21 protein-coding genes and 1 pseudogene are annotated in these 25,723 nt (G+C 72.0%); 9 read left to right on the top strand and 13 right to left on the bottom strand.

Annotation, left to right across the window (positions count from 1 at the left end; all coding sequences use genetic code 11):
• Positions 1-84 precede the first annotated feature (84 nt).
• Together N8I87_RS36200 and N8I87_RS36205 are read right to left on the bottom strand one after the other, a co-directional pair.
• The gene (locus tag N8I87_RS36200; RefSeq protein WP_263215076.1) at positions 85-768 is read right to left on the bottom strand and encodes a DUF4232 domain-containing protein; all 684 of its coding nucleotides are present in this window, start codon (positions 766-768) and stop codon (positions 85-87) included.
• A gap of 137 nt (positions 769-905) precedes the next feature.
• Positions 906-2,441 (bottom strand): serine/threonine-protein kinase, encoded by a 1,536-nt coding sequence (locus N8I87_RS36205; protein WP_263215077.1) that lies wholly within the window; start codon positions 2,439-2,441, stop codon positions 906-908.
• Positions 2,442-2,487: 46 nt separating this feature from the next.
• Here N8I87_RS36205 and N8I87_RS36210 point away from each other — a divergent pair, with 46 nt between their 5' ends.
• Positions 2,488-3,036: an RNA polymerase sigma factor gene (locus tag N8I87_RS36210; protein ID WP_263215078.1), complete on the top strand. Its 549-nt coding sequence runs from the start codon at positions 2,488-2,490 to the stop codon at positions 3,034-3,036.
• 18 nt (positions 3,037-3,054) lie between these two features.
• On the opposite strand, the gene N8I87_RS36215 is transcribed toward N8I87_RS36210, so the two are convergent.
• Positions 3,055-5,433 carry a SpoIIE family protein phosphatase gene (locus N8I87_RS36215; RefSeq protein WP_263215079.1) on the bottom strand — a complete coding sequence of 793 codons (2,379 nt, stop codon included), beginning with the start codon at positions 5,431-5,433 and terminating at the stop codon, positions 3,055-3,057.
• A gap of 255 nt (positions 5,434-5,688) precedes the next feature.
• On the opposite strand from N8I87_RS36215, the pseudogene N8I87_RS36220 reads away from it, so the two are divergent.
• Positions 5,689-7,095 (top strand): annotated as a pseudogene (locus N8I87_RS36220) (glycoside hydrolase family 2 TIM barrel-domain containing protein); the annotation flags it as partial.
• 300 nt (positions 7,096-7,395) lie between these two features.
• Here N8I87_RS36220 and N8I87_RS36225 read toward each other — a convergent pair.
• Positions 7,396-7,899, bottom strand: coding sequence for a methylated-DNA--[protein]-cysteine S-methyltransferase (locus N8I87_RS36225; protein WP_263215080.1), 504 nt, complete (start codon positions 7,897-7,899; stop codon positions 7,396-7,398).
• Between the two features lie 181 nt (positions 7,900-8,080).
• On the opposite strand from N8I87_RS36225, the gene N8I87_RS36230 reads away from it, so the two are divergent.
• The 3 genes from N8I87_RS36230 to N8I87_RS36240 all read left to right on the top strand — a co-directional run bounded on the left by N8I87_RS36230 (position 8,081) and on the right by N8I87_RS36240 (position 10,818).
• Positions 8,081-8,320 (top strand): hypothetical protein, encoded by a 240-nt coding sequence (locus N8I87_RS36230; RefSeq protein WP_263215081.1) that lies wholly within the window; start codon positions 8,081-8,083, stop codon positions 8,318-8,320.
• Positions 8,321-8,323: 3 nt separating this feature from the next.
• Positions 8,324-8,701, top strand: coding sequence for a toxin Doc (locus N8I87_RS36235; protein ID WP_263215082.1), 378 nt, complete (start codon positions 8,324-8,326; stop codon positions 8,699-8,701).
• Positions 8,702-9,171: 470 nt separating this feature from the next.
• Complete coding sequence (locus N8I87_RS36240) at positions 9,172-10,818, top strand: RICIN domain-containing protein (protein ID WP_263215083.1); 1,647 nt, start codon at positions 9,172-9,174, stop codon at positions 10,816-10,818.
• Positions 10,819-10,866: 48 nt separating this feature from the next.
• Here the strand turns inward: N8I87_RS36240 and N8I87_RS36245 are convergent, their stop codons facing one another.
• Positions 10,867-12,036 (bottom strand): lactate 2-monooxygenase, encoded by a 1,170-nt coding sequence (locus N8I87_RS36245; RefSeq protein ID WP_263216835.1) that lies wholly within the window; start codon positions 12,034-12,036, stop codon positions 10,867-10,869.
• An 85-nt stretch (positions 12,037-12,121) separates the two neighbouring features.
• A complete protein-coding gene (abmR, locus tag N8I87_RS36250; protein ID WP_263215084.1) occupies positions 12,122-12,709 on the bottom strand; it encodes an ATP-binding transcription factor AbmR in 588 nt (195 codons plus the stop codon).
• 324 nt (positions 12,710-13,033) lie between these two features.
• On the opposite strand from abmR, the gene N8I87_RS36255 reads away from it, so the two are divergent.
• Complete coding sequence (locus tag N8I87_RS36255) at positions 13,034-13,468, top strand: protease inhibitor (protein WP_263215085.1); 435 nt, start codon at positions 13,034-13,036, stop codon at positions 13,466-13,468.
• A gap of 134 nt (positions 13,469-13,602) precedes the next feature.
• Here the strand turns inward: N8I87_RS36255 and N8I87_RS36260 are convergent, their stop codons facing one another.
• A complete protein-coding gene (locus N8I87_RS36260; protein WP_263215086.1) occupies positions 13,603-14,010 on the bottom strand; it encodes an STAS domain-containing protein in 408 nt (135 codons plus the stop codon).
• 239 nt (positions 14,011-14,249) lie between these two features.
• A complete protein-coding gene (locus N8I87_RS36265; protein ID WP_263215087.1) occupies positions 14,250-15,764 on the bottom strand; it encodes an MFS transporter in 1,515 nt (504 codons plus the stop codon).
• A gap of 174 nt (positions 15,765-15,938) precedes the next feature.
• On the opposite strand from N8I87_RS36265, the gene N8I87_RS36270 reads away from it, so the two are divergent.
• Positions 15,939-16,283 carry an ArsR/SmtB family transcription factor gene (locus N8I87_RS36270; protein ID WP_263215088.1) on the top strand — a complete coding sequence of 115 codons (345 nt, stop codon included), beginning with the start codon at positions 15,939-15,941 and terminating at the stop codon, positions 16,281-16,283.
• 6 nt (positions 16,284-16,289) lie between these two features.
• The gene (locus tag N8I87_RS36275) at positions 16,290-16,817 is read left to right on the top strand and encodes an SRPBCC family protein (protein WP_263215089.1); all 528 of its coding nucleotides are present in this window, start codon (positions 16,290-16,292) and stop codon (positions 16,815-16,817) included.
• Between the two features lie 4 nt (positions 16,818-16,821).
• On the opposite strand, the gene N8I87_RS36280 is transcribed toward N8I87_RS36275, so the two are convergent.
• The 5 genes from N8I87_RS36280 to N8I87_RS36300 all read right to left on the bottom strand — a co-directional run bounded on the left by N8I87_RS36280 (position 16,822) and on the right by N8I87_RS36300 (position 23,943).
• On the bottom strand, positions 16,822-19,671 hold the full coding sequence (locus N8I87_RS36280; RefSeq protein ID WP_263215090.1) for an NHLP bacteriocin export ABC transporter permease/ATPase subunit: 2,850 nt from the start codon (positions 19,669-19,671) through the stop codon (positions 16,822-16,824).
• Position 19,672: 1 nt separating this feature from the next.
• Entirely contained in the window at positions 19,673-21,895 is a 2,223-nt protein-coding gene (locus N8I87_RS36285) for an NHLP family bacteriocin export ABC transporter peptidase/permease/ATPase subunit (protein ID WP_263215091.1), read from the bottom strand.
• Positions 21,892-22,698 carry an HlyD family efflux transporter periplasmic adaptor subunit gene (locus tag N8I87_RS36290; protein WP_263215092.1) on the bottom strand — a complete coding sequence of 269 codons (807 nt, stop codon included), beginning with the start codon at positions 22,696-22,698 and terminating at the stop codon, positions 21,892-21,894. The genes N8I87_RS36285 and N8I87_RS36290 overlap by 4 nt, the downstream gene beginning before the upstream one ends.
• A gap of 107 nt (positions 22,699-22,805) precedes the next feature.
• The gene (locus tag N8I87_RS36295) at positions 22,806-23,021 is read right to left on the bottom strand and encodes a type A2 lantipeptide (protein WP_263215093.1); all 216 of its coding nucleotides are present in this window, start codon (positions 23,019-23,021) and stop codon (positions 22,806-22,808) included.
• Positions 23,022-23,529: 508 nt separating this feature from the next.
• Complete coding sequence (locus N8I87_RS36300) at positions 23,530-23,943, bottom strand: PaaI family thioesterase (protein WP_263215094.1); 414 nt, start codon at positions 23,941-23,943, stop codon at positions 23,530-23,532.
• A gap of 200 nt (positions 23,944-24,143) precedes the next feature.
• On the opposite strand from N8I87_RS36300, the gene N8I87_RS36305 reads away from it, so the two are divergent.
• On the top strand, positions 24,144-25,607 hold the full coding sequence (locus N8I87_RS36305; protein WP_263215095.1) for a S1 family peptidase: 1,464 nt from the start codon (positions 24,144-24,146) through the stop codon (positions 25,605-25,607).
• The last annotated feature ends 116 nt before the right edge of the window (positions 25,608-25,723 follow it).

The following is a 25,723-nucleotide window of genomic DNA, read 5'->3' on the forward strand; positions in this document are numbered from 1 at the left end:
TGTTGCGGTCCTGTGACAGTTGTGGCGGAGCAATGACGAACCCCGCTGCCGGGGGGAGGGGCAGCGGGGTCCGGGTCGGGTGGGTCAGGCGCCGGTACCGGCGCTGAAGACCGTCAGGAAGACGGAGGAGGCGTTCCCGGAGACGGGCACCTCGCCGGCCGTCCACGTCACTTTGAGCGAGTCCCGTTCGTCCGGCGGGGTGACGACCAGCGCGGCCGGGGTCGCCGTCTTCGCGCCGCTGATCTCCGGGTTGGAGAAGGACAGCCCCGCCCAGGCGCTCTGGCCGGGCTTCAGGGCGACCGTGGCGGGCGAACCGGAGGAGCGCTTGGGGTCCGGGCCGAGCTGGGCGCCCGAGGCGCTCACGAACGCGGCGCCGGGGTAGCCGCGCAGGGTGCAGGTGTGAGCGGACTTGTTGGTGAGCACGATCGGGAAGTTCTCCTGCCCGGCGCCCGGGTTGTTGCGGCCCACCGAGGCACTCAGCTCGGAAGTGTGGCAGCGGGCGGTCGTGCCGGTGGTGGTCGTGGCGCCGCTCGTGCCGCCGGTCGCCTTGGCGGAGGACGCCGCCGCCCCGCCGGTCGCGGCCGACGCGCTGCCGGAGGACGGCGCGGTGGAGCCCGCCGTGTCCTCGGTGGCGGGCCCCGCGGTGCCGGACGCCGTGTGCGAGGGCGTCGTCTGCGCCGCGGGACTGCCGCAGGCGGTCAGGAGGCCCAGTACGGCGACAGCGCTCACGAGCAGGGTCCCGTGCTGCAAGGAGGGTGTGTGCACCATGTCTCTCAACACTCCTGGATCTTCGAGGCACACGGCGGACGCGTGCCCGCGGCGCCGTGTGCGCCGTCATGACTCTGCGATGCACGGGCCACCGGAAAGGTTCGCGGCCCGCGCGGTTCTTTTACGATCCTTGCCCGTCAGGTGACCCGGAGCGAGCGGAGTATGCCCTCGGTCGCGGCGCCGTCCCCGCGCACCTGCACATACACCTGCGGCTGCGCGGCGCCGTTTGCCGGGGTCAGCGCGGTCTCCGTGAGGGAGCCGCCGTCCGGGCAGTCGCTCCAGGCACGGATACGGCCGTGCCAGTCCGTACCGGTGAAGGCGCGGGCGCCGGTGTAGTGGCAGCCGGAGTGGCCGAGGGCGTTCACCCGGGCGGTGACGTCACCGTGCTCGCTCAGGCCGATGAAGACTCCGTTGACCGCGGCCGTGAGGTCCGGCCACTTCGACAGGTCGTCGGCGACCTCAAGCCCCGGCTCGTGCCCGGACTTCAGCCCCAGCGCCCGCGGGTTCCAGCCGGAGTCGCGCAGCTCGCGGCCCCAGTCGGCGGGTACCTCGGCCACCACCCGCCCGGTGGAGTCCGCCACCGGCACGTTCCCGTCCGCCGCGGAGTGCCGCTGCAGCCAGGTGACCGTACCGGCCGCGAGCAGCGCGGCGAGCACCGCGGCCAGGGACAGCGTGAGCGCGTTGAGCCGGCTGCGGACGATGTCGAGCCTGCGCCGGCGTGGTCCGGCGGGCGCGGGGTGAGGCGACTGCCCGGCCGGGAGCCGGGCGGCGGACGCCGCATGTGAGGATCCGCCGGTCGCCACCACCGGGGCCTGTGACCCGGGGCGGGCGGCACGCGCGGACCTGGTAGGCCGGCCCTGCGGCGTCGCCGGCGGTGCCGACGCCCGCGCGGCCAGCCGGTCCAGCTCGTCGGCGAAGGCCCCGGCGCCCGGCCAGCGCCGCTCCCGGTCCGGCTCCAGGGCGCGCATCAGTGCCCGCTGCACGTCGTCGCCGAGATCCGGACGCAGCCGCTGCGGGCGGACCACCTTCCCCGGCGCTCCCGGCACGGTGCCGGTGACCAGCTCGTAGCCGACCGCGCCCAGGCTGTAGACGTCGGCACGCGCGTCGATGCCCGCGCCGGGCTGCGCCTGTTCCGGCGGCTGGTATCCGGCCGACCCGGCGGCCAGGGTCAGCCCCGAGGCCTGCGCCAGGCTCTTGGCGAGGCCCAGGTCGGCGAGCAGGACGCGGTGGGTGCCGCCCGGCGCGCCGCGCAGCAGGACGTTGCTGGGCTTGATGTCCCGGTGCACGATCCCGGCCTCGTGCAGTGCCGCCGCGCTCCGGGCGGCCTCGGCCGTCAGCCGCAGCGCCTCGGGCACCGGGAGCGGACCGGCGGCGACCCGGTCGGCGAGGGTCCCGGCGTCGCCGTACTCCATCACGAAGTACGGCCTGCCGTCCGGCAGTTCCCCGATGTCGTAGACCTGCACCACGCGATTGGAGTCGGCCTTGCGCAGCAGCCGCGCCTCGGACAGGAACCGGTCGCGGATGTCCAGGCGGTGCGACCAGTTGTCGGCGAGGACCTTCACCGCGACCGGTGCCTGGAGCACATCGTCGTGGGCGAGCCAGACCGTGCCGAAGGCACCACTGCCCAGGGGTCGTTCGAGGCGGTAGCGGCCGATCCGCTCCGGGGGTTGCATGCGACTATCATGCCTGCCCTGAGATCGACTCCGAGAGGGACCTTCCGTGGACGACGCGGTGCTGACCGAAGACCTCGCCCGGCGGGCCGCCGCGGGTGACCCGGCGGCCCTGGACCGGCTGCTGAGCGAGGTCCGGCCCGAGGTCGTCCGGCGCTGCGGGCGCTTTCTGCCCTGCCGGGAGGACGCGGAGGAGGCGGCGCAGGACGTGCTGCTCCAGATAGCCCGGAAGATATCCACCTTCGAGGGCCGCAGCCGCTTCAGTACCTGGCTCTACACGGTCGTTGCGAACTGCGCCCGCCAGAAGTACCGCGAGCTCAAGCGCCGGGCGGCCGAGCAGCCCGCCTCGATCGAGCCGTCGCAGTACGTCGACCCGCGCACGACCAGCGTGATCGCGGGTTCCCGGGTGGACCTCCTGGAGGCGCTGGACCGCCTGGAGCGCGAGCACCCGCACCTGGTCGCGCCGCTGATCTACCGGGACATCTGCCAGCTGGAGTACGCCGAGGTCGCCGAGCGCGTCGGTATCCCGCTGGGCACGCTCAAGTCGCGGCTGCACGAGGCCCGCAAACAGGTGCGGCCCTGGCTGACGGCCTCCTGACCCGATCGCGGCGGGCGGCTACTCGTCCTCCTCCTCGAACAGACCGATCTCCGCCCAGATCGTCTTGCCGTCGGCCGTGTGCCGGCTGCCCCAGCGCTCGGTGAGCTGCGCGACCAGGAGCAGACCGCGCCCGCCCTCGTCCCAGGTCTTGGCGCGGCGCAGGTGGGGTGCGGTGTGGCTGGCGTCGGAGACCTCGCAGATCAGGATGGCCGCGTCGTGGATCAGCCGCAGCCGGACGGGATGCGCGCCGTACCGGATGGCGTTGGTGACGAGCTCGCTCACCACCAGTTCCGTGGTGAACGCGGCATGGCTCAGCCGCCAGGTGTCGAGCTGCTCCACGGCCTGCTTGCGGATCGGCGCGACGAGCGCCGGGTCGGCCGGGATGTCCCAGGTCGCCACCCGGGAGGCGGGCAGCCCCTGGGTGCGCGCGAGCAGCAGGGCCACGTCGTCCTGGGCGCCGCCCGGCGGCAGCAGGGCCCGCAGGACCCGGTCGCAGGTCTCGTCCAGGGAGTCCGCGTACGACGCCAGCGCCTGGTGCAGCAGCCGGTGACCGGTGTCGACGTCCCGGTCGAGGGCCTCGATCAGACCGTCGGTGTACAGCGAGAGCACGCTGCCCTCGCGGAGCTCGATCTCGGTGGACTCGAACGGCAGCCCGCCGAGGCCCAGCGGGGGACCGGCCGGCATGTCGAGCCGACGGGGCGGCCCGCCGGGCGGGATCAGGACGGGCTGGGGGTGCCCGGCGCGGGCCAGGGTGCAGCGGCGCGAGACCGGGTCGTACACGGCGTACAGGCAGGTCGCGCCGACCTCGCCGGGGCTGCTGTCCCCGCCCGACTCCTCGGACAGCCGCACCACCAGGTCGTCGAGGTGGGTGAGCAGCTCGTCCGGGGCCAGGTCGATGTCCGCGAGGGTGCGTACGGCGGTGCGCAGCCGGCCCATGGTGGCCGAGGCCTGGATGCCATGGCCGAGGACGTCCCCGACGACCATGGCGACCCGCATCCCGGACAGCGGGATCACGTCGAACCAGTCACCGCCCACCCCGGCGCTCGCCGCCGGCAGATAGCGCGAGGCGGCCTGCACGGCGGCCGTGCGCGGCAGCGAGCGGGGCAGCAGACTGCGCTGCAGGGCGAGGGCGGTGTCGCGCTCGCGGGAGTAGCGGCGGGCGTTGTCGACGCACACGGCGGCGCGGGCCGTGATGTCCTCGGCCAGCAGCACGTCGTCCGGGGTGAAGGGGTCCGGGCGGTGGTGCCGGGCCAGCACGGCGACCCCCAGGGTCAGCCCGCGCGCCCGGATCGGCACGGACATCACGGAGTGGATGCCGAACTCCCGCGCCCGCTCGCCGCGCGCCGTGTCCGCGGCCAGCCACTGCTCGATGTCGGACGGCACCGATGCCACGATCGTGCGGCCTGCCGTGAGCGAGTCGGCCTGCGGGGACGAGGCGGGGTAGACCTCGACGTGGCCGGGCCTGATCACCGCCTCGGGGGTGCCCCGGAGCACCGACCGGTGCGCGGCCCGGCGCAGCGGGACCGGCGCGGTGATCCGGGCCGGGGGCTCGCCGCCGTGCTCCTGCGGATCCAGCAGGTCGACGCGGACGAAGTCGGCGAGCGCCGGTACGCACACGTCCGCCAGCTCCTGGGCCGTGCGGGTGACGTCGAGGGTGGTGCCGATGCGGGCACTCGCCTCGTTGACCAGTTGCAGCCGTTCCCGGGCCCGGTAGTTGTCGGTGAAGTCGTGGGCGGTCAGGGACACCCCGCGCACTCGCCCCTCGGCGTCGGTGACCGGGGCCATCCGGGCCAGCCAGGCGTGCGCCCGGTCCTCGCGGCCGGCCCGCATCAAGGTCTCGGCGTCCTGCGGCCGCCCGGTGCCGAGCACCCGGAGCAGCTGGCTCTCGAGTTCGTCGCTCTCCGGCTTGCCGCCGATCTCGGACATCCGAAGTCCCTGGGCGTGCTCCAGGGGCAGCCCGATCACCTCGGCCATGGCGGCGTTCATGGTGCGCAGCCGGAGCTGGTCGTCGTACACCGAGACGGCGCACGGGGACTGCATCAGCGCGGCGCCGGCCAGCGGGTCGTCCGGTGCGGGCGGGCCGCCAGTGAGCGGGGTGACGACGAGCCAGTCGGCGGGGCGGTCCTCGCGCGGCGGACGGTGGTGGGCCAGCAGCCACACCGAGACCGTACGGCCGTCGCGGTGGCGCAGGGCGACCGTTCCGTCCCAGCGTGAGCCGGTGGGCAGGGGCGGGACCCCGTCGCCGGCCAGCAGCTGTGCCGCGGGGTGGCCCACGACGGCGGCGGCCGGGTGGCCGAGCAGCCGGCGGGCGCCCTCGTTCCACTCGACCAGCGTGCCGTCCTCGCCGATGACAGCCCGGGCCGTAGCCGCATCGTCGAACGGATAGTCCGGGCTCATCGTCGCCGCTCCCAAGCGCACACTCACAGTGAACAGGTGCGTCACTTGTGTTCCAGCCTAGTGCGTCCGCCTCTTCCACGACCGGCAATCCCCCGGTGACCGGGCGTGATGGCCGAGCGGTCGATTCGGCCGATGTGGTGCCCGGGGCCGCGGTACGGTTCCGCACCCTTGACGGCCCGGTGTGTCACACCGTCAGAATCCGTTCGTTCACGATCAGTTGTGAGTACTTCTGGGCCCTGATGAGGGAGAGCCGTCATGACGGTCACTCGCAGATCGGTTTTGGTCGCCGGGGCGGCAGCCCCCACGGCCGCAGCGCTCCTGGGCGCCCCGGACGCACGGGCGGCCGAGGCGTCCGGGCGTGCCGGGGGACGCCGCACCGTCGCGCTCCGGGACGGCTGGCGCTTCGCGCTGGTCAACCCGGGCGGGATCACCGACCCGACCGGCGCCTACGCGAACGCCGCCGACCCCGGGTACGACGACTCGGGCTGGCGCCAGGTCGCCGTGCCGCACGACTGGAGCATCGAGCAGACCCCCACCACGGAGAACGGCACCACCAGCGGCACCGGGTTCTTCCCGGGCGGCCTCGGCTGGTACCGGACCGCGTTCACCCTGTCGCCCGGCCGGGCGGGCAGCCGGGTCTCGGTGGAGTTCGACGGCGTCTACATGGACGCGTACGTCTACTGCAACGGCACCGAGGTCGGCCGCCACCCCCACGGCTACACGGGCTTCGCCTTCGACCTCACCGACCTGCTGCACACCGACGGCAGCACCGAGAACGTCATCGCGGTCAAGGTCCGGAACCGGCTGCCCAGCAGTCGCTGGTACTCGGGCAGCGGCATCTACCGCGAGGCCAGGCTGGTGGTGACCGAGCCCGTGCACGTGGCCCGCTGGGGCACCCGCGTCACGACACCGGACATCACCGCCGAGCGGGCCCTGGTCCGGGTGCGGACGGCCGTCGTCAACGCGTCCGGGAACGGCGCGGACGTCCAGATCCACTCGCGGATCGTGGACCCCGACGGGCGCACGGTCGCCCGTACGTCCTCCACCGTGACCGTCGCCGACGAGGCGGCCGCGACCCATGAACTCACCGTCCCCGAACCCCGGCTGTGGGACTTCGCCGCCCCGCACCGCTACACCCTGGAGACCGAACTCCGCGTCGACGGCACGACCACCGACACCCACCGCACCACCTTCGGGATCCGCACCTACCGCTTCGACCCCGACGAGGGCTTCTCCCTCAACGGCACCCACGCCAAGATCAAGGGCGTCGACCTGCACCACGACCTGGGCGCCCTCGGCGCGGCGATCAGCATCGACGCGGTGCGCAGACAGATGACCGTCATGAAGTCGATGGGGGTCAACGCCTTCCGCACCTCCCACAACCCGCCCTCGCCGCAGATGATCCAGGTCTGCGAGGAACTGGGCATCGTGATGATGGTGGAGGCCTTCGACTGCTGGCGGACCGGCAAGACCACGTACGACTACGGTCGGTTCTTCGACGAGTGGTGCGAGAAGGACGCCACCGAGATGGTCCTGGCGGCCCGCAACTCGCCCGCCGTCGTGCTGTGGTCCATCGGCAACGAGATCCCCGACTCCACCAGCACGGCCGGGCTCGCGATGGCCGACCGGATCATCGGCGGCCTTGATGGCGCTGTGGACACGACCCACTCGCTGCCCGCGTCCGTCGAGGTCGCGGTGTGGGACGGGCACACCTACCTTCCGGTGGACGGCGCGACGGTGGACTGGGCGGCCTCCTCGGACACCCCGACGGTGATCACCTTCGGCCCGGTGCGCGGCTCCCGGATCCGGCTCACCCTGACCAGCGGCCACCCGGACGAGACACGGGGTGCCGTGCGCATCAGCAGGCTGGAGGTGCCCGCGGGCTGAGCCGCCCGGGAACGGTCACCTCGCCACCTCGCCTCGCCGCCTCACCTCGGCGGCGAGGCGGGTACGCTCCTTGCGTCAGACGAGCGTCGGCGGGAGCGCACCCTCGTGCGTGAGCAGCCAGACCTTGCGCTCGACACCGCCCGCGTACCCGCGCATCGAACCGTCCGCGCCGATCACGCGATGGCAGGGGCGGACCAGCAGCAGCGGATTGGCGCCCACCGCCGCGCCGAGCGCCCGGATCTCGGCACGCGGCACACCCAGGCGCTCGGCGAGGGCGCCGTACGTCGTCGTGGAGCCGTACGGGATGCCGTCCAGCGCCTGCCACACCCGCCGCCGGAACTCGCTTCCCTCGTCGGCGAGCGGCAGCTCGAACCGGGTGAGCCGGCCCGCGAAGTACGCGTCGAGCCGACGGGTCACCTCGGCGAAGGCGCCGTCGTCGCGGCGCACGCCGGGCCCGAGGGCGGGGGCGCCCGGCTGCCCCGGCACGGACAGGGAGGCCAGCGTGATGACGCCCGCCGACTCCTCGCCGGTCAGGAGCAGTTCGCCCAGCGGGCTGTCGTGGACGGTGTACACGGTCATCGGTTCCTCCTCGCTCTCGTGCAGTCCGGCAACTCGTGCGGTCCGGTAACGAGTCTGCCGCGCCGCGCGCCGTGTCACCGGCGGGAATCGGACCTGGCGCTCGGTCCCCGTAGGTACCGCTGGACATGCCTTGTGACCTGGGGGTATTTACGGTCGAGTACCCAAGCGGTACCGTGTGGTCATGCCAGCCCTCAACGTGGAGTTCAGCGAGCGTGAGCTAGAGGACCTGCGCCAGATCGCCAAGGAGCGCGGTACGTCGATGAAGGCACTCGTGCGCGAGGCGGCCGCGGCCGACATCGCCCGGCACCGTGCGCTGCAGGAGGGCGCGGACGCCTTCCGTCGCTTCTTCGCCGCGCACGCCGACGAGTTCGCGGCCGCGTTCCCCGACGATGAACCGCCCACGAAGGGCGAGGTCGCCTGACCGATGCCGCCTGTCATCCACATAGACGTGCCCTGGCTGCTCCAGCGCCATGAGGAAGTGCTGCCGGACCAGCCCGCCGTCAACGACTTCTCCGCGCTGGTCGCCGCCGTCGCCCGGCACCGGGTCGACCCGCCCCGCCTCGGCGTGAACTCCGACGCGGCCTGGCGGGCCGCCGCGCTGCTGCACACCCTCGCCCTGCTCAAACCGCTCCCGGCGGCCAACGCCCGTTTCGCCTGCGCGACCGCCGTCGCCTACATGTTCGTCAGCGGCGTCGGCATCGACCCGCCCTACGGTGCCCTCGTGGACCTCGCCCGGGATCTGATCTCCGGCAAGAAGGATGTGTACGGCGCGGCCGACCGGCTCCGCTCCTGGCAGATCTGACACCCCCCGGGCCGGGGCGTGAAGGGGGAAGCCGCCCCGCCCCGGGGCCGCCGGCCGAGGGCGGGAGGAACGGGACCGGCGGCCGGTTTCGCGCGGGAGAGCCGCCGTCCTGCGCGGGGCCTCCGAGAAGGGCCGAGTCCCAGTGCACTACCCGGTCGCGTGCGCCGGGAGCGTGCGCGACGGCCCGCCACGTGCGTGTGCTTCACACGGGGCGCATGAAATGTCGAATACGGGTGCGAATGGCGTACGCACAACCGCTTTCTGACTTTCCTTCAAACCCCGTCGATGTGGGGCGGGCGCCTTGTTGGCCGTGAGGAAGGTGTGCAAGGGTGAAACTCCCGTGCGGGGGGTAAAGTGCCGGGGCTCATTCCACGGCCGAGGAACCCGGTCCGACGAGAGACCACCGAATTCCCGCTCTCCGCACGCGCACCTAATAGGTACGCACCATACGCAACAAAGGAACCCGCTCCGTGCCCACCCCCCACCCCCCGCGTCCTCCCTATCCGCCGCCCGGCGGGGTGACGGAGGAATCCGACGAGGCACTCGCCGCCCCGCTGCGAGCCGGCTCGGACGCCGTGGCCTCCCGGTCCGTCGCGCTGCTGATGGCGCGGCACTGGCAGCCGGCCCACGAGTACGCGGCCATCTGCCTGGCCACCTCGGGCCCGCTCGCCCACATGGTCACCGCCACCGCCTTCCATCACATCCTCGACCGGCTGGTGCTGGGCGAGTCCGCCGAGGCGATCCGGCCCCGGCTGCTGGTCGCCGTCCGGGACACGGTCGCCAACTGGTCCGCGGAGGACCGAATATCGGAGGTTCTGCCGGACCTGGGGAAACCCGCCGGGGGCCGCGGTATGCGCGCCGTGAAGTCCATGTCACCCGAAAACCGCAAACTCGCCGAGCGGTCATTTCTGAGCCTTCCGGCGCTCGCCCAGTGTCTGCTGTGGCACACCGAGGTCGAGGCGGAGTCGATAAATGTCCCCGCCGGTCTGCTGGGCATGGACGGCGACACCGCGACGGTCGCACTCGCACAGGCGCGCGAGAAATTCCGTGAAGGCTGTGTACGCGCCCACCGGGAACTCGCGCCGAGCAAGGAATGCCGTTTCTACAACCGCCTTCTCGACGTGCCGATCCGGCGCGGCGGCGCGCTGCTGCCGGACGTCCAGCAGCACCTGGCGCAGTGCCCCTACTGCCGCCACGCGGCCGAGCAACTCGGCCATGTCGAGGCCCGAATGGGAACGCTCCTCGCCGAGGCGATACTCGGCTGGGGAGCCCGCCGTTACCTCGACTCGCGCCCGGGCCGTGCGCACGTGACGCCGACCGGTATGCGCAGCGCGTCCCGCCGCGGGGGCGGACCCCGGCACGGGGGGACACGGAACTGGCTACTGGCGCGGATCCCCGCGCCCGCGCGCCGTGCTCCGGGGGAGACCTGGTCGTCCCGGACCCTGCTCACCGGCGTCGGCATCGCCGGGGCCGGACTGCTCGCGACCGTCCTCGCCGTCAGCGTCTGGCCGGACGGCGGTGACGGCACCGATCCGGTCGCCTCCACCGGAGTCTCGGGCGCCCGTGGCACGGTGCCCGGCGCCGACACCCAGTCCCCACCCGCCGGTTCCGCCACGGCTCTGCCCACCGCCACCCGGCGGACGCGGCTGCGCAACGCCGCGACCGGCCTGTGCCTCGACATCGACGGCAAGCCGAAGGAGGGTGCGGGCGCGGTGCTGGCGGCGTGTTCCTCGGCGTCGACCCAGCAGTGGACGTACGAGACGGACGGGCAGTTGCGCAGTGTGGCTGACCCCGCTCTGTGCCTGGACTCGCGCGCGGACGCGGGCGTGGTCATCCTCGGCACCTGCGCGGGCAAGAAGTCCGAGCGGGGCAACGACGTGCGCTACGACCTGACCGTCCAGGGCGAGTTGCTGCCCCGCTGGGACGAGACCCTCGCCCTGGCATCCGCCGGTGAGAAACCGGGAGCTGACATCGTGGTCAAGGTCCGCGACGGCTCCGCCGGCCGGCGCTGGCTGACCGACCCGCCGTCGGCGAGCCCCGGTTCGCTGTCGATCGCCGGGACCGGCGGCCCGTCGGCACAGCCGGCGCGGCTGTCGGACCAGGTCGCCGGCGGTTAGGACGGCCGGGCGGGCCCCGGGGCGAAGACGCCGGGGCCCGCCCGGCCCTCACACGACGTCCTCGACGAGGTCGGCGGTGCCGATCGTCGCGGGGCCGGCGTGGCCGGACAGGGCGAAAGTGAGGTCGAACTCCGCGAGCAGACAGCGGATCACGTGCTCGACGCCCGCCTGGCCGTCGAGGCCCAGCCCGTAGACGTACGGCCGCCCCAGCAGGACCGCCCGTGCGCCGAGGGCGAGGGCCTTGAAGACGTCGTCGCCGGTGCGGATCCCGCTGTCGAACAGCACGGTCAGCCGGTCGCCGACCGCCGCCACGACCCGCGGCAGCGCATCGGCCGCCGCGATCGATCCGGCCACCTGCCGGCCCCCGTGGTTGGACACCACCACCCCGTCCACGCCGGCGTCGGCGGCCAGCCGGGCGTCGTCCGGGTGCAGGACGCCCTTGAGGACGATCGGCCCGCCCCAGTGCTCACGCAGGAACGCCAGGTCGGGCCAGGTGTGGCTCGCGTCCCCGAACAGTCCGAGGAAGTGCCGTACGGCCGCGTCGGGATCCTCGTGCACCGGCTTGGCCAGCCCTGCCTGGAAGGCCGGGTCGGAGAAGTAGTTGGCGGTTCCCACCCCGTGCAGGAACGGCAGATAGGCCTGGTCGAGGTCGCGCGGCCGCCAGGCCAGGATCGGCGTGTCCAGCGTGACGACCAGCACGGTGAACCCGGCGGACCTCGCCCGGCCGAGGAAACTCCGGGTCACCTCGCGGTCCTTGCCCCAGTACAGCTGGAACCACCGCTCGGCGTCCCCCATCGCCTCCGCGACCTGCTCCATCGGCGTGCTGGAGGCGGACGACAGGATGTACGGCACGCCCTGTGCGGCGGCCGCCCGCGCGGCGGCGGTCTCCGCCTCCGGATGCATGATCGACAGCACGCCGACGGGCGCGAGCGCCAGCGGCGCGGGCAGTGCGCGGCCAAGGACCTCGACCGAAAGGTCCCGCTCGTGCACGTCCCGCAGCAGGCGCGGGACGATCCGCCGCCGGTCCAGCGCGGCCCGGTTGGCGCGCACCGTACCGCCGTTGCCCGCGCCGCCCGCCACATAGCCGACCGGGCCGGGCCCGAGCCGGTGCTCGGCCAGCTCCTCCAGCCGGGACAGATCAGTGGGGAGCCGGGGCACGGTCCCCGACATCCCGTTCAGATAGATCTCGTACTGGAAGTCGGCCCAGTGCTTCGCCATCTGTACGTCCCGCCTCTCCTCGTCGAGCATGCGTCGCGCCGACGATACTCGCGGGTAGTAGCGGGTCCGTCCAGCGGGGATTCCGTCAGTCGGCCAGGCCGTTCTGCGCGCCGGTATCTTCTCCGTCTTCGCCGGATGAATCGGTCACCTCCTCGACGTCCGGTCCCTGGGCCCTTACCCGCTGGACGCGCTCGAGGGAGGCGCTCAATTCGCCGAGCCAGTCGTCGGCGTGACGCTGGACCAGACGCACGCACCAGGCGAGGGCGTCGCTGCGGCTGCGGGCGACTCCTCCGGCGATCAGTGTGTCGAGCACCTGGCGCTCGGGCTGGCGCAGCCGGGTCATCACGGGCGCGGCCACATGTGTGAACAGGCCTCGCCGGCCCTCGCACTCCACGCCCCAGGAGACCTTCCTGCGGAAACGGTGCTCGGCCTCGCGGGCCACCAGGATCCGGGCCTCCCGGGTGCGCTCCCGGAACTCCTCGATCCGGCCCTGGACGGCCGCGTCCCGCTCGGCCTCCGAGACGTCGTCGGCGAGCCGGGGGCCGGAGATGCGGCCGATCACGGTGATCTCCTCGCGGTCGGCGGTCACCTCGACCAGTTCCTCGAAGAGATCGTCGGGCAGACGGCCGGCGAACCAGCCTCGTATCTTCTCTCGCTGCTCTGCGGTAATCATGTAATCACGATTACTCCGTCCGAACATGAACACAAGGGGTCGCGGAGGGGTCAGCCGAGAGCTGAAGCGGAATGTTTCAGGACTATTAACGAGGGGGTGAAAACCAGCCACTTGGCCGCTTCGTGCGATCAAGAGCCGCCAAGTTTCGGGGTTGTAACGTTCGAACTCCGTAACTTCACGCCACTGATTCAATACGCAATGTTACTGAAATCCATGGGTGCGATGTGTGTTTCGGCGACGGACTCGGCAGAGTGTGGCCCGCCGCTCCGGCACCCACCGGGTCGAGGGCGGCACCCTGTCGAATCAAGCGGAAGGATGCACACAATGCGGAACACCGCGCGCTGGGCAGCGACCCTCGGCCTCTCGGCCGCCGCCGTCTGCGGACCCCTGACCGGGGCCTCCGTCGCTTCCCCGGGCAGCGCCCCGGCTTCGCTCTACGCGCCCTCGGCCCTCGTGCTCACCATCGGCCACGGTGACAACGTGGCCACCGTGACCCCGGAGCGTGCCGTCACTTTGACCTGCGCCCCCAAGGCCTCCGGAACTCATCCGGCCGCGGCCCTGGCCTGCGCCGAACTACGGGGCGTCGACGGCGATTTCGATGCCCTTGCGGGCAGAGACGACGTGCCCTGTACGAGGGAGTACAACCCGGTGCTGGTCACGGCCCAGGGTGTCTGGCAGGGCAAGCGCGTCTCCTATGAGCGCACCTTCGGCAACGAATGCGTGAAGAACGCCAACGGCTCCAGCGTCTTCGCGTTCTAGGACCGGGATCGCCCGGTTCCCGGACATGCCGGAACAGGCCCGCAAATGGGGAGTGCGAGCCCCTGTCGCGGGGACCGGCGATCTCGCACCGGGGGTCGGACGGGCGGAGTGGGGCCGCCCGCCGACCCCCGGCATCATGGCCGCTCACCGGGAATCCGGGGGAGCGGCCGAAAGCGTTCCAGCAGCCCCGACCCGCGCAACAGCCGCTCCAGGCCGGCTCCGACGCCCACCAGGCGCAGCCGGCCTCCGCGCTGTCTGGCCCTCGTCTCGGCCCGGCACAGCACACGCAGCCCGGAGCAGTCGAAGAAGTCCACGGATCGCAGATCGACCAGCACGTCCGGCTCGGGCCCGGCGGTCGCGGCGTCCAGATGTTCGCCCAGGAGACCCGCAGTCGCGATGTCGATCTCTCCGTACGCCTCGATCACGACGACCGGGCCGAGGGCCCGGGTGCGGGCGCAGGAGTTGGGTGCGGGCGGCTGCGCAAGGGGGCACTCGGCACCGGCAAGCCGGCGCGTGCCTGGGTCGTCGGTTTCCGGTGTCATGACTGTCTCACCTCGCCCCGGGCATGGGTCCGGGTAGCTACCCCGGTGGGGGCATGGCCATCCCTGCGACACGGCCCGCAAGATCAGCTGCACTCGAAAGAGTGAATTCCCCGTCGCTGTTCTTGACTTCGCTCGTACGAAGAGGGGCCGCTGTCTCCCTGTGGACGGCGGCCCCTCGGCTGTGCGGCTCCGGTCGGCGGCTCCGCGGAGCCGGTGCGGTGGTCACATATGTGCGCCCGTCACATATGGACGACCGGTGCGGCAGCGACGTCCTGCCGCGGCACCCCGCGGCGGTGGAGCAGGAACGTGATCGGCGCGCCCCCGGCGAAGAAGCCGGCCGACCACCAGAAGGCGGTGGTGTAGCTCTCGATGGTCGCCTGCGCCCGGACCAGCTTGCTGGTCGCGTCACGGCCGGCCAGGTAGTCGGTCGCGGCGCTCGCGGCGAGCGTGTTCAGCAGGGCCGTACCGATCGAACCGCCCACCTGCTGCGTCGCGTTGACGGTCGCCGAGGCGACACCCGCGTCCTCCGCGGCGACCCCGCCGGTGGCCGGCTGCATGGCGGTCGGCATGACCAGGCCCAGGCCCACGCCGATGACGACCAGCTGCGGCAGCACCGCGCTCATGTAGTGGGAGCCGACGCCGACGCCGATGCCGGTCAGCCAGGCCATGCCGCCCGTGGCCACGGCGAAGCCCAGCGGGATGACCACCTTCGGGCCGATCCGGGGCAGCGGCACGGTGGTGCCGAGCTGCGCGGCCACCATCAGCGCGCCGACCATCGGCAGGAACCCCACGCCCGTCTTCGTCGGGCTGAAGCCGAGGTTGAGCTGCAGGTAGTAGGTGAGGAAGAGGAACACGCCGAACATGCCCGCGCCGGTGATCAGCACCGCGATGAACGAGGCCGCCCGGTCACTGTCGAGCAGGATCCGCAGCGGCAGCAGCGGGTGCTCGGCCCGCGTCTGCCACCAGGCGAAGGCCGCCAGGAGCAGACCGCCCGCGATCAGAAAGCCCCAGGTCAGCGGCGAACCCCAGTCATGGGTCTCGGCGTTGGAGAACCCGTGGACCAGGGCGAACAGACCGGTGGCGACCAGGATCGTGCCCGGCACGTCCAGCTTGGCGCCGGCGGCGTCACGGTGGTTGCTCAGCAGGATCCAGCCGCCCGCGAAGGCGACGAAGGCGATGGCCACGTTCACATAGAGCGTCCAGCGCCAGTCGAACGCGTCCGTCAGGACGCCGCCGAGCAGCAGACCGACCGCTCCACCGGCGCCGGCGATGGCGCCGTACACGCTGAACGCCCGCGCCCGTTGCCGGGCGTCGGTGAAGGTCGTGTTGAGCAGCGACAGCGCGGCGGGCGCGAGGAGCGCGCCGAAGGCACCCTGCAGGGCACGTGCGGCGACCAGCATGCCGAAGCCGGTCGCGGCACCGCCGAGTGCGGAGGCCACGGCGAAGCCGACGACGCCGACGAGGAAGGCCGGCTTGCGGCCGAAGAGGTCTGCTGTCCGCCCGCCGAGCAGCAGCAGGGAGGCGAAGGCCAGGGCGTACGCGGTGACGATCCACTGCCGGTTGCCGTCCGAGAAGCCGAGGTCGGCCTGGGCGGAGGGCAGGGCGATGTTCACGATCGTGGCGTCGAGCACCACCATCAGCTGCGCGACGGAGATGATCGCGAGGATCCACCACCGCTTCGGGGAGGCGGCGGGCGCCGCCTCGATGGCTTCGGCACCCGCGTGGGTGCTGTCGGTCAGGGTCTTCTCGGGCATCGGGAACCCACTCCAGGGAAGTCGTCCGGGCTGCGCCGAACCTAAACGAAACGGTTTCGTGCACATCGAGGCCAGAGCACTTTCAGCGAAACGGCAACGTTTCGTTCGGGGGTGTTGCCGGACCCGTCTTGTATGCCTTGACTGGCATATAACTGCCGAGGCATATTGAGTCTCATGTCCGACTCCGCGCTCTGGACCGCCCTCGCCGACCCCCACCGGCGGGCCATCGTCGCGCTCCTCCTGGAGCGGCCCCGGTCCGTCGGGGAGATCGTGGAGGCATGCGGTCTGAGCCAGCCGAGCACCTCCAAGCACCTGAAGGTGCTGCGTGAGGCCGGGCTGGTGCGCGTACGACAGGACGCCCAGCGCCGCGTCTACGCCCTCGACCCGGTACCGATCGCGGCCCTCGACGCGTGGCTGGCCCCCTACCGCAGGCTCTGGAACAGCAGCCTGGACGCACTGGGCCGGCGGCTCGACGAGACGTCGGACGACAGCGGCCAACCCCACCCCCCGAAGGACTGATCCACCATGTCCGCCGAACCCACCGGCACCTTTGTGACCCTGGACGACGGCCGCCCGGCCGTCCGCTTCACCCGTGTGTACGACCACCCGCTCGACCGTGTCTGGCACTTCGTCACCAACCCCGGCGAACTCGTCCAGTGGTTCCCCTCCCGCGCCGACATGGAGCTGCGCCCCGGCGGCACCATCCGGTTCAGCGGCGATCCGAACATGCCCGAGTCGACCGGCCGCGTGCTCGCCGTGAACCCGCCGCGGCACCTGTCCTTCGAGTGGGGCGGCGACGAACTCCGCTTCGACCTGGAGGAGGCCGAGGGCGGGCGCACCCGCTTCACCCTCACCAATGTGCTCGGCGCCGAGAACACCGCCGCCCGCAACGGCGCGGGCTGGGAGGTGTGCCTCGCCGCCCTGGACGCCAAGGCACGCGGCGAGCGGTTCGAGGGACCGCACGGCGGGGCGAGCGCGCCCTGGAAGGAGTTCTACGCGGGCTACATCGAGGCCGGGGTGCCCTCCGGCGCACCGGTTCCCGGCCTCGGCTGACCGGTCAGGCCAGCTGCCGTCGCACCAGCTCGTGCAGCCGGCCGCCGGTGTCCGCGAGGAGTTCGGCGGGCGTGCCCTGCTGAGCGACCTTGCCGTCCTCCATCACGATGACCCGGTCGGCGTCCAGCACTGTCGACAGCCGGTGGGCGATGACGATCCGCGTGGCGTTGAGCTTGCGTGTGCTGTCGATGACGATGCGCTGGGTGTCGTTGTCCAGGGCACTGGTCGCCTCGTCGAAGAAGAGGATGCGCGGGCGGCGGATCAGGGCCTGGGCGATCATCAGACGCTGGCGCTGGCCGCCCGAGACCGCCCCGCCGCCCGAGACGATCGTGTGCAGGCCCATCGGCATCCGCTTGATGTCCTCCGCCAGCCCGGCCATCTCGGCAGCCGCCATCGCCTCCTCCGGCGTGCAGGGCTCGGTGCCGCAGATGACGTCCAGGATCGAGCCGGTGAACGGCTGCGCGTGCTGGAGCACCACCCCGCACTGGCGGCGCACGGCCGACCGGTCCAGCGCCGCGAGGTCCTGCCCGTCGTACAGCACACTGCCCGAGACCGGCCTGTCGAAGCCGATGAGCAGCCGCAGCAGGGTGGACTTGCCGCAGCCGCTGGGCCCGACGACCGCGACGAACTCGCCCGGCCGCACCTCGAAGGTGACATCGTCCAGGACGAGCGGGCCGTCGTCCGCGTACCGGAACGACAGCCGGCGGGCCTCGATCGCGCCAGACAGCGGGCTCGGCCGGGTACTGGCCGTGCGCACCTCGGGCGTCGCGTCCAGCACCGGCCGGATCTCCTCGAACAGCGGCAGCGCGGCCACGGCCGAGACGAACGCGCCGGTGAGCTGGGTGACCGAGGTCAGCAGCATCGTCACCGACGTGTTGAAGGTGAGGAACGCCGCCGCCGACATCGCCCCCCTCGCCGGGCCCGCCAGCAGCATGAACATCAGCAGGGTGCAGACCGGCAGGTACACCGCGCCCAGCACCGTCGTCAGGTTCTTGATACGGCCCACCTTCTGCTGGAGCTCACGGCTGCGCGCGAACTCGCCCGCCCAGGCGGCGTACGCATAGTTCTCGGCCGCCGCCACCCGCAGCTTCGGCAGCCCGCGCAGCGTCTGGAAGGCCTGGTTGTTCAGCTTGTTGCCGAGCACCACGAGCCGTCGCTGCCAACGGACCTGCCACAGCCCGAGCCCCAGGAACACGGCGGCGATGACCGTGAGCATGCCGATCGCGGCGAGCGCCATGGGCACGCTGTACCAGAACAGCAGGGCCAGGTTCATCGCGCCGACGGTCACCGACTGGGCGACCACCGGGCCGACTCCCGCAAGCAGTCGCCGTATCGCGCTGATCCCCATGGCCGCGCTCGCCAGCTCGCCCGTGGACCGCTGGGTGAAGAACTTCGTCGGCAGACGCAACAGCCGGTCCCATACCGCCGGTTGGAGCGTCGCCTCGATACGGCCCTCCAGACGCAGGATGGTCAGGTTCTCCAGCAGCATGAACGCGGCCGCCACCGCGCCGCTGACCATCACGGCCAGACAGGCCTGCACGATCAGCCCCTGCTGAGCCTTCGGTACGTACTCGCCGAGCACCTTGCCGGTGGCGATCGGCACCAGCGCACCGATCGCCACCGTCACCAGACCGGCGAGCAGCAGACGCAGCACGTCACCGCGCGTGCCCCGCATGCTGAACCGCAGCAGCCCGAGCGGACCGAGCCTCCGCTCGGGCAGCGGGCGGTAGAACATCACCGCGCGCGGTTCGAACTCCTCCGCGTTGGCCTTCTCGACAGGGGTCTCGCGACCGGTCGCCGGATGGACGGCCACATAGCCGCCCCGCCGCCACAGCAGCGCGACCGGCGCCCCGGACAGGGCCCGGTGCCCGACCAGCGGGCCGATGTCGTCCCGCCACCAGCGGCCGTCCAGGCGTACGGCCCTGGTGCGCACCCGGGATGCGAGCGCCACCCGCTCGACCGGGTCGAGCCGGTCGCTCTCGGTGCCGCTCTGCGCGGGTTCGGCGAGCGTGATCCCGGCGGCCCGGGCGACCAGCTTGCAGACGGTGTACGTGGCGTCGGCGTCGGCGGCCGTCGTGCGTCTCCCAGGCGCCTTGCCGATCGACGCGAGCAGCGTGCGGTCGGCCTGGGCGCGGACCGCCTCACCCGCCTTGATCCCGGCCGCCGTGCGCGTCTCGTGGGTGTGCTCCAGCTGCTCGATCCACCGGTCCAGGGTGGTGAGCAGCCGGTACTGCTGGTCGACCATGCTCTGCCACACGGCCGGGTCCATCAGCAGGTCGGCTGCGGCCTCCGCACCGTACAGCGACCCGTACTGGACGCTGCCCGGCGGCACCTGCATCCAGAACACGTCGTCGTCCCCCACGCTCGAATGAACTCGCGCGGGGGCGCCCCCATCGTCGGCCGCGCGTTCGGTCGTCATCGGTGCCTGGAAGAGGATGGACAGGCCGCGGCCGACGCCCAGCGCGAGGGCGTACTCCAGCGGGCTCGACGTCGGGGGCACGTACTGGGGGTTGCCGTACTCGTCGTACGACCAGGTCTGGGTGGGCGCGGGCTGGTACAGCTCGCGCAGCCCGATGCGGTGCACCACGCAGTCGCGCAACGGGCGTGCGACCAGGGTGTGCTGCGGACCGGCGACCGGGCCGAGCAGCAGCGAGCCCGCCTCCAGACGGCCCAGGTGGTGCCAGTGGCCCTGCTGTCCGGCGTCCACCGCGAACAGGTCCAGGGCGCCCGCCGCGACCAGCCACAGCACCTGCGGGCCCTCGAGGTCGAGGCGGTTGAAGCCGCTGCGGTCGAGGGGCGTGCCCAGCGAGCCGAGCGCGCCCAGGACGAGGTCGCCTTCGTGCACGGAGGTCATCTCACCGCTCCCTGACCAGCGCGGCATATGCTCCGCCGCGCGCCACCAGCTCGTCGTGCCGGCCGCGTTCCACGATCGTGCCGTGCTGGAGGACGACGATCTCGTCGCTGTCGCGCACGGTGCTCAGCCGGTGGGCGATCACCACACAGGCACAGCCGCGCCGGCGCAGATTGTCCATGACGACCAGCTCGGTCTCCGCGTCCAGCGCGCTGGTCACCTCGTCCAGCACCAGGATGCTGGGCCGGCGGACCAACGCCCGTGCGATCTCCAGACGTTGACGCTGACCGCCGGAGAAGTTCCGGCCGTCCTGCTCGACCTTGCTGTGGATACCGCCGGGCCGCCGCACGACGACGTCGTACAGGGCCGCGTCCCGCAGCGCCTCCACCACCGCGTCGTCCGGGATCGACGGGTCCCACAGCGCCACGTTGTCGCGGACCGAGCCCTCGAAGAGGAACACGTCCTGGTCGACGAAGGACACCGAGGACGCGAGCGCGCCCCGCGGAATGTCCTCCAGCCGCTGCCCGTCGATGCGGATCACCCCCTCCCAGGGCGCGTACAGGCCCGAGATCAGCCGGGAGACCGTCGACTTGCCGCTGCCCGAGCCGCCGACCAGCGCCACCTGCTGCCCGGGTCCGACGGTCAGGTCGAAGCCGGTGAGCAGGGGCTTGTCCAGGGGGCTGTAGCCGAAGGAGATGTTCTCCAGCTCGACATGGCCGTGCAGCCGACGCGTGGAGTCACCGCCGCCGGGGCGGGCGTAGAGCGGGTCCGCCTGGAAGTTCTCCACGTCCTTCAGACGGGCCACGTCGGCCGCGAAGTCCTGGATGCGGCCCGCCACGCCGTTCAGCCGGGTGAGCGGCGCCGTGAAGCGGGTGACAAGTGCCTGGAAGGCGACCAGCAGACCGACCGAGATATGGCCCTCCACCGCCCGCATACCGCCGATCCAGAGGATCAGCGCGCTGTTCAGGGTGGCCAGCGTGGGCGCGACCACGCCGAGCCAGGCGCTGGGCGCCCCGAGCCGCTGCTGCTCCTCCAGGGTGGTGGCGTGCTGTCCCGCCCACTTGCGGAAATAGCCGTCCTCGCCGCCTGTCGCCTTCATCGTCTCGATCAACTGGAGCCCGGTGTAGGCCGTGTTGGTGAGCCGTGCGGTGTCCGCCCGCAGCTTCGCCGTACGGGTCGCGCGCAGCCGTACGACGAGGCGCATCGCCACGACGTTGAGCAGCGCCACACCGATGCCGACGAGAGTGAGCTGCGGGTCGTAGGCGTAGAGCAGCACCGCGTAGAGCACGACCACGATCGCGTCCACACCCGCCGCCGCGAGGTCACGGGCCAGGGTCTCGGCCACCTGGTCGTTGGACTGGAGCCGCTGCACCAGGTCGGCGGGGCTGCGCTGGGCGAAGAACGTCACCGGCAGCCGCAGCAGATGCCGCAGGAAGCGGGCGCTGGAGAGGGTGGAGGAGATGATGCGGCCGTGCAGCAGGTTGGCCTGCTGGAGCCAGGTCAGCACCAGCGTGAGCAGCACGCAGGTGCCCATCGACGCGAACAGCACACCCAGCAGCGAGGTCTGGCCGCCGATCAGGAACATGTCGATATAGGTACGGCTGAGCGCCGGCACCGCCGCGCCGACCGCGACCAGCAGCAGGCTCGCCAGCACCGCGGCGGGCATGGTGCCCGCAGTGCCGCGCAGCCGGGCCGGCATCGCGCCGAGGACGCCAGGCCTGCGCCCGCCCTTCGCGAAGCCTTCCCCCGGCTCCATGACCAGGACGACCCCGGTGAAGCTCCCGTCGAACTCCTCGAAGGGCACGAAACGGCGGCCCTTGGCGGGGTCGTTGATATGGACGCCGCGCCGTCCGAAGCGGCGCCCCATGCCGTCGTAGACGACGTAGTGGTTGAACTCCCAGAAGAGGATGGCCGGTGCCGTCACCTCCGCGAGGGCGGCCAGGTCCATCTGCATGCCCTTGGCGGTCAGGCCGTAACCGCGCGCCGCCTTCAGCAGATTGCTGGCGCGCGAGCCGTCACGGGAGACACCGCAGGCGATGCGCAGCTCCTCCAGCGGGACATGGCGGCCGTGGTGCCCGAGCACCATGGCGAGGGAGGCGGCACCGCACTCCACCGCCTCCATCTGGAGCACGGTGGGCGTACGGACGGTCCGCCCGCGGCCCTTGGGGACCGGGCGCCCGGCCGGTGCGGCGCGCCGGCGGCCGCGGGTCTGCTGAGCGGTCGTCACGGGAGCAGCCAATCGACGGGTCGCTGGTCGGCCAGCCGGATCGAGGCCGTGGCCAGGGTCATGGAGTCGAGCCGGTACGGCGGGCCGCTCGCGGACGACCACCGGTAGCCGCTCCTCGTCGAGGGCGACCGGTCCAGCCTCACCAGGACGGCCACCGGGCGGCCCTTCCCGGTGAACTGCTCGCCCAGCTGGCTGTCCCCGAGGAACGCGGCGATCGACTGGGCGGACTGGGCGGTGCGGTCCACCGACTTCACATGGCCGCGCAGCACGCCGTACCGCTGCGCGGACACCGAGGACACGGTGAGGTCGACCGTGGCGTCGGCGGGGACGGAGGCCGCGTTCTCGGCGGGGACGTACACCGTCGCGTACAGCGGGTCCGAGGAATGGGCGACCTTCTCCACCGCGGCCACGTTCGCGCCGGTCCTGATGATCTGCCCGATGGTGGCGGCGAGTGCGGTGACGCGGCCCGCGGCGACCGTGCGGACGACCGAGTCGCCCTGGCTCGTACGGACCTTCAGGACGGGCGAGCCTGCGGGCAGCCGCTCACCCTGCCGGGCGAGGACGGCGGTGACCTGGCCGGCGACGGGGCTCTGCAGGATGTAACTGCCCTGCCCGTGCGTGAGGATGGCCTGCGCGCTCACCGTGGAGGCGACCGAGCCGGTCACCGCCCAGACGGAGGCGGCCGCCATCACGACGACGGCGACGCAGAGCGCCAGCCAGCCCTGCGGGCGGGCGAGACGCACCGGAAGGTCGAGCTCCTCCGGCGACTGGAGCTTGGCGAGGGCCTGTTGACGGAACTGCACGGAACTTCCCTCACCTGTGGGAGAGGCTGCGCCACGACATGGTTCTGGGCATCCGAGAGTCCCGGAGCCGGGATACGGCTCCGGGACTCAACGGCAGCGAGGTGCGATCAGAGACCGGCGACCAGGCCGGCGACCGGGGCGGTGTTCAGACCGGTGACACCCTCGACGGTGCCGACGGCCGTGTCCGCCAGGCCGGAAACCGGGGCAATGCCGTTCACGGCACCGGTGACGGTGTTGAGGGCGTTCACGGAAAGGCCGCCGGAGACGTTGTCCAGCTCGGCGTCCGAGATCTCGACGGTCTCGACCTGGGGGGTGGAGTTCATGATGGAACTTCCCTTCATACGAATATTTCACAAGGGGGAGAGCGGCCCCCTCCGAGAACAGATGGACGGCCGCGACCGCGGGCGCCGGGCACCCTTTCGGGAAGCCCTTCGCGGCTCCCGCGACGCGATGGATCAAAGCACGCACGCGGCTCGCGCAGCCAATCAACCAGGCGTCTCACCTGGGAACTTGACCTTCGCAGGGACCCATCGGTGAGGGCGCGCGCACGGCTTGTCGGCGACTCCTTCACATGGCGCACGGCATCGGCGCAGACAAACGCTTGCCCCGGGGCGGGCAATCCGGCACTCCGCGCCGAAGGCGCGAGGAGGGGCACGCGATTGTGCAGAACCGCCGGACCCGGTGACTTGGTTGAGTATTCAATGTGCAGATTCCCTGAAGCAGGGATTCCGGTCCGGGTCCGGAACGGACCGTGTCCGGACGGTTGCCGACCGTGTCGATTCGGAGGTCCCAGAGGTCGCCGACCGTGTCAGCGCGGCAGCGCAGGCCGTGTCAGTCCAGCAGTGCGTAGACCGTGCTCGCCCGCGCGGCGATCTGCCCGGAGCCCTCGTCGGTCATCGTGATGTCCGCGAACGCCATCCGCCGGCCCAGCTTGCTCAGCACCGCTTCGATCAGGACATCCGAACCGGCCACCGCCCGCTGGAACGACGTCGACTGCTGCACCGTCGTCATCGGGACGAAGCCACCGCGCGCGGCCGACACGGCGATCACCGTCGCGGTGTCGGCGGCGGCCATCAGGGCCTGTCCCGACATCCCTCCGCCCTCCCGGGAAAGCCGATCCGACCAGGGCAGACGCAGCACCGCACGCCTCTCGTCCAATGCTTGGACCGACAGCCCGAGTTCAAGGACCCACGGGGCGAAGTTGGCGGAGAGGATCTTGTCGGCTTCGGCGGTCGTCATCGTCATATGGGCGATTGTTCCCGACCGTGCCCCGCGACACGCGCGGCGTGGCCGATTCACCGTCACGCAAAGCAAGTTGGCAAACGGAATTGAACGCCGCGCTCGACCCGTCCGTACCTACAGCCATCCAGGCGCCCCCCGATCAACTGCCGGACATCGGCAGAGACCCCGTCCCTTGGAGGTCGAGAAGTTTGAGTCACAAGCGAATGCCGAAGCGCAAGGCCGCGATAGCGGTGGGCGGTGTCGCGGCGCTCGGAGCGGCGGCCCTTCTGCTGCCGAACGCGATGGCGTCCCAGGACGGCGGCTCGGCGGATGCCGCCGGCGCTCCCAGGACCATGAAGGCCAATGACGCCTCGGACCTGGCCGCGCAGCTCCAGAAGGCGCTCGGTGACGCCTTCGCCGGCTCCTACTACGACTCCGGCAAGCAGCAGCTCGTCGTCAACGTGGTCAGCGGCGACAACAATCTCATCGTCCAGGCCAAGAAGGCGGGCGCGGTCGTCCGCCAGGTGGAGAACAGCACCTCCGAACTCAAGGCCGCCGCCCAGACCCTGAAGACCAAGGCGACCATCCCGGGCACCTCCTGGGCCGTCGACCCCAGGACCAACAAGGTCCTGGTCACCGCCGACAGCACCGTCACGGGCGCAAAGTGGAACAGACTGGAGTCGACGGTCCAGGGCCTCGGCTCGGGCATGGCGACCATCAAGAAGTCCGCCGGCACGTTCAAGACCTTCGTGTCGGGCGGCGACGCCATCTTCTCCCAGGTGCAGGGCGGCAACGTCCGCTGCTCCCTCGGCTTCAACGTCAAGGCGTCCGACGGCAGCCCCGCCTTCCTGACGGCCGGTCACTGCGGTGTCGCGGCCAAGGACTGGTCCGACTCCCAGAACGGGCAGCCCATCGCCACCGTGGACCAGGCCACCTTCCCCGGCCAGGGCGACTTCTCGCTCGTCAAGTACAACGACGCCACCACCCAGGCGCCGAGCGAGGTCAACGTCGGCAACGGCCAGGCACCCGTCCAGATCAAGCAGGCCGTGGACGCCACCGTCGGCACGACGGTCTTCCGGATGGGCTCCACCACCGGTCTGCACGACGGCCAGGTGACCGGCCTCGACGCCACCGTCAACTTCCAGAGCGAGACCGACCCCAACGGCGTCGACACGGTCACCGGACTCATCCAGACCAACGTCTGCGCCGAGGCCGGCGACAGCGGCGGCTCCCTGTTCACCCAGGACGGCGGCGCGGTCGGCCTGACCTCCGGTGGCAGCGGCGACTGCACCAGCGGCGGCGAGACCTTCTTCCAGCCGGTGACCGCCGCCCTGCAGGCGACCGGCGCGACGCTCGGCGACGCCGGTGCGGGTGCCGGTGCGGGTGCCGGGGACCAGTCCGGTGCCGGCGGTGACGCGGTGGGCGGCGGCGACCAGTCCGGCGCCACGGCCGACCCGTCCGCCACGGCTGACCCGTCCGCCACGGCCGACCCGTCCGCGACGGCGACCAACCCGGCGGGTACGGGCGACCAGTCCGGTGCGGGTGCGGGCGACCAGTCCGGTGCGGGTGCGGGCGACCAGTCCGGTGCGGGTGCGGGCGACCAGTCCGGCACCGGTGACGCGACCGGTACGGGCCACCAGCCGGGTACCGGCGCGGGCGACGGCTCGGCCGTCAACCAGGGCCACTGAACCAGGGCCGGTCGAGCCTGGACCGGCTGAAGACGCAGATCGGCTGAACCCAGACCCACTGATCGGCCTCACCAGCGGTTCCGGCCGGCGGTGGACGGTCCGGCTCTCCGGCGGGA

It is taken from the genome of Streptomyces sp. HUAS 15-9 (genome assembly GCF_025642155.1).
In the GTDB taxonomy this organism is placed as follows: domain Bacteria; phylum Actinomycetota; class Actinomycetes; order Streptomycetales; family Streptomycetaceae; genus Streptomyces.

Excerpts from the sequence above, each read along its gene's own strand:
- N8I87_RS36200 (WP_263215076.1), bottom strand. The coding sequence starts at position 768 with ATGGTGCACACACCCTCCTTGCAGCACGGGACCCTGCTCGTGAGCGCT.
- N8I87_RS36235 (WP_263215082.1), top strand. The coding sequence starts at position 8,324 with ATGCCGCCTGTCATCCACATAGACGTGCCCTGGCTGCTCCAGCGCCAT.
- N8I87_RS36215 (WP_263215079.1), bottom strand. The coding sequence starts at position 5,433 with ATGAGCCCGGACTATCCGTTCGACGATGCGGCTACGGCCCGGGCTGTC.
- N8I87_RS36260 (WP_263215086.1), bottom strand. The coding sequence starts at position 14,010 with ATGACACCGGAAACCGACGACCCAGGCACGCGCCGGCTTGCCGGTGCC.
- N8I87_RS36205 (WP_263215077.1), bottom strand. The coding sequence starts at position 2,441 with ATGCAACCCCCGGAGCGGATCGGCCGCTACCGCCTCGAACGACCCCTG.
- N8I87_RS36225 (WP_263215080.1), bottom strand. The coding sequence starts at position 7,899 with ATGACCGTGTACACCGTCCACGACAGCCCGCTGGGCGAACTGCTCCTG.
- N8I87_RS36255 (WP_263215085.1), top strand. The coding sequence starts at position 13,034 with ATGCGGAACACCGCGCGCTGGGCAGCGACCCTCGGCCTCTCGGCCGCC.
- N8I87_RS36270 (WP_263215088.1), top strand. The coding sequence starts at position 15,939 with ATGTCCGACTCCGCGCTCTGGACCGCCCTCGCCGACCCCCACCGGCGG.
- abmR (WP_263215084.1), bottom strand. The coding sequence starts at position 12,709 with ATGATTACCGCAGAGCAGCGAGAGAAGATACGAGGCTGGTTCGCCGGC.
- N8I87_RS36265 (WP_263215087.1), bottom strand. The coding sequence starts at position 15,764 with ATGCCCGAGAAGACCCTGACCGACAGCACCCACGCGGGTGCCGAAGCC.
- N8I87_RS36245 (WP_263216835.1), bottom strand. The coding sequence starts at position 12,036 with ATGGCGAAGCACTGGGCCGACTTCCAGTACGAGATCTATCTGAACGGG.
- N8I87_RS36230 (WP_263215081.1), top strand. The coding sequence starts at position 8,081 with ATGCCAGCCCTCAACGTGGAGTTCAGCGAGCGTGAGCTAGAGGACCTG.
- N8I87_RS36295 (WP_263215093.1), bottom strand. The coding sequence starts at position 23,021 with ATGAACTCCACCCCCCAGGTCGAGACCGTCGAGATCTCGGACGCCGAG.
- N8I87_RS36300 (WP_263215094.1), bottom strand. The coding sequence starts at position 23,943 with ATGACGATGACGACCGCCGAAGCCGACAAGATCCTCTCCGCCAACTTC.
- N8I87_RS36275 (WP_263215089.1), top strand. The coding sequence starts at position 16,290 with ATGTCCGCCGAACCCACCGGCACCTTTGTGACCCTGGACGACGGCCGC.
- N8I87_RS36305 (WP_263215095.1), top strand. The coding sequence starts at position 24,144 with ATGCCGAAGCGCAAGGCCGCGATAGCGGTGGGCGGTGTCGCGGCGCTC.
- N8I87_RS36280 (WP_263215090.1), bottom strand. The coding sequence starts at position 19,671 with ATGACCTCCGTGCACGAAGGCGACCTCGTCCTGGGCGCGCTCGGCTCG.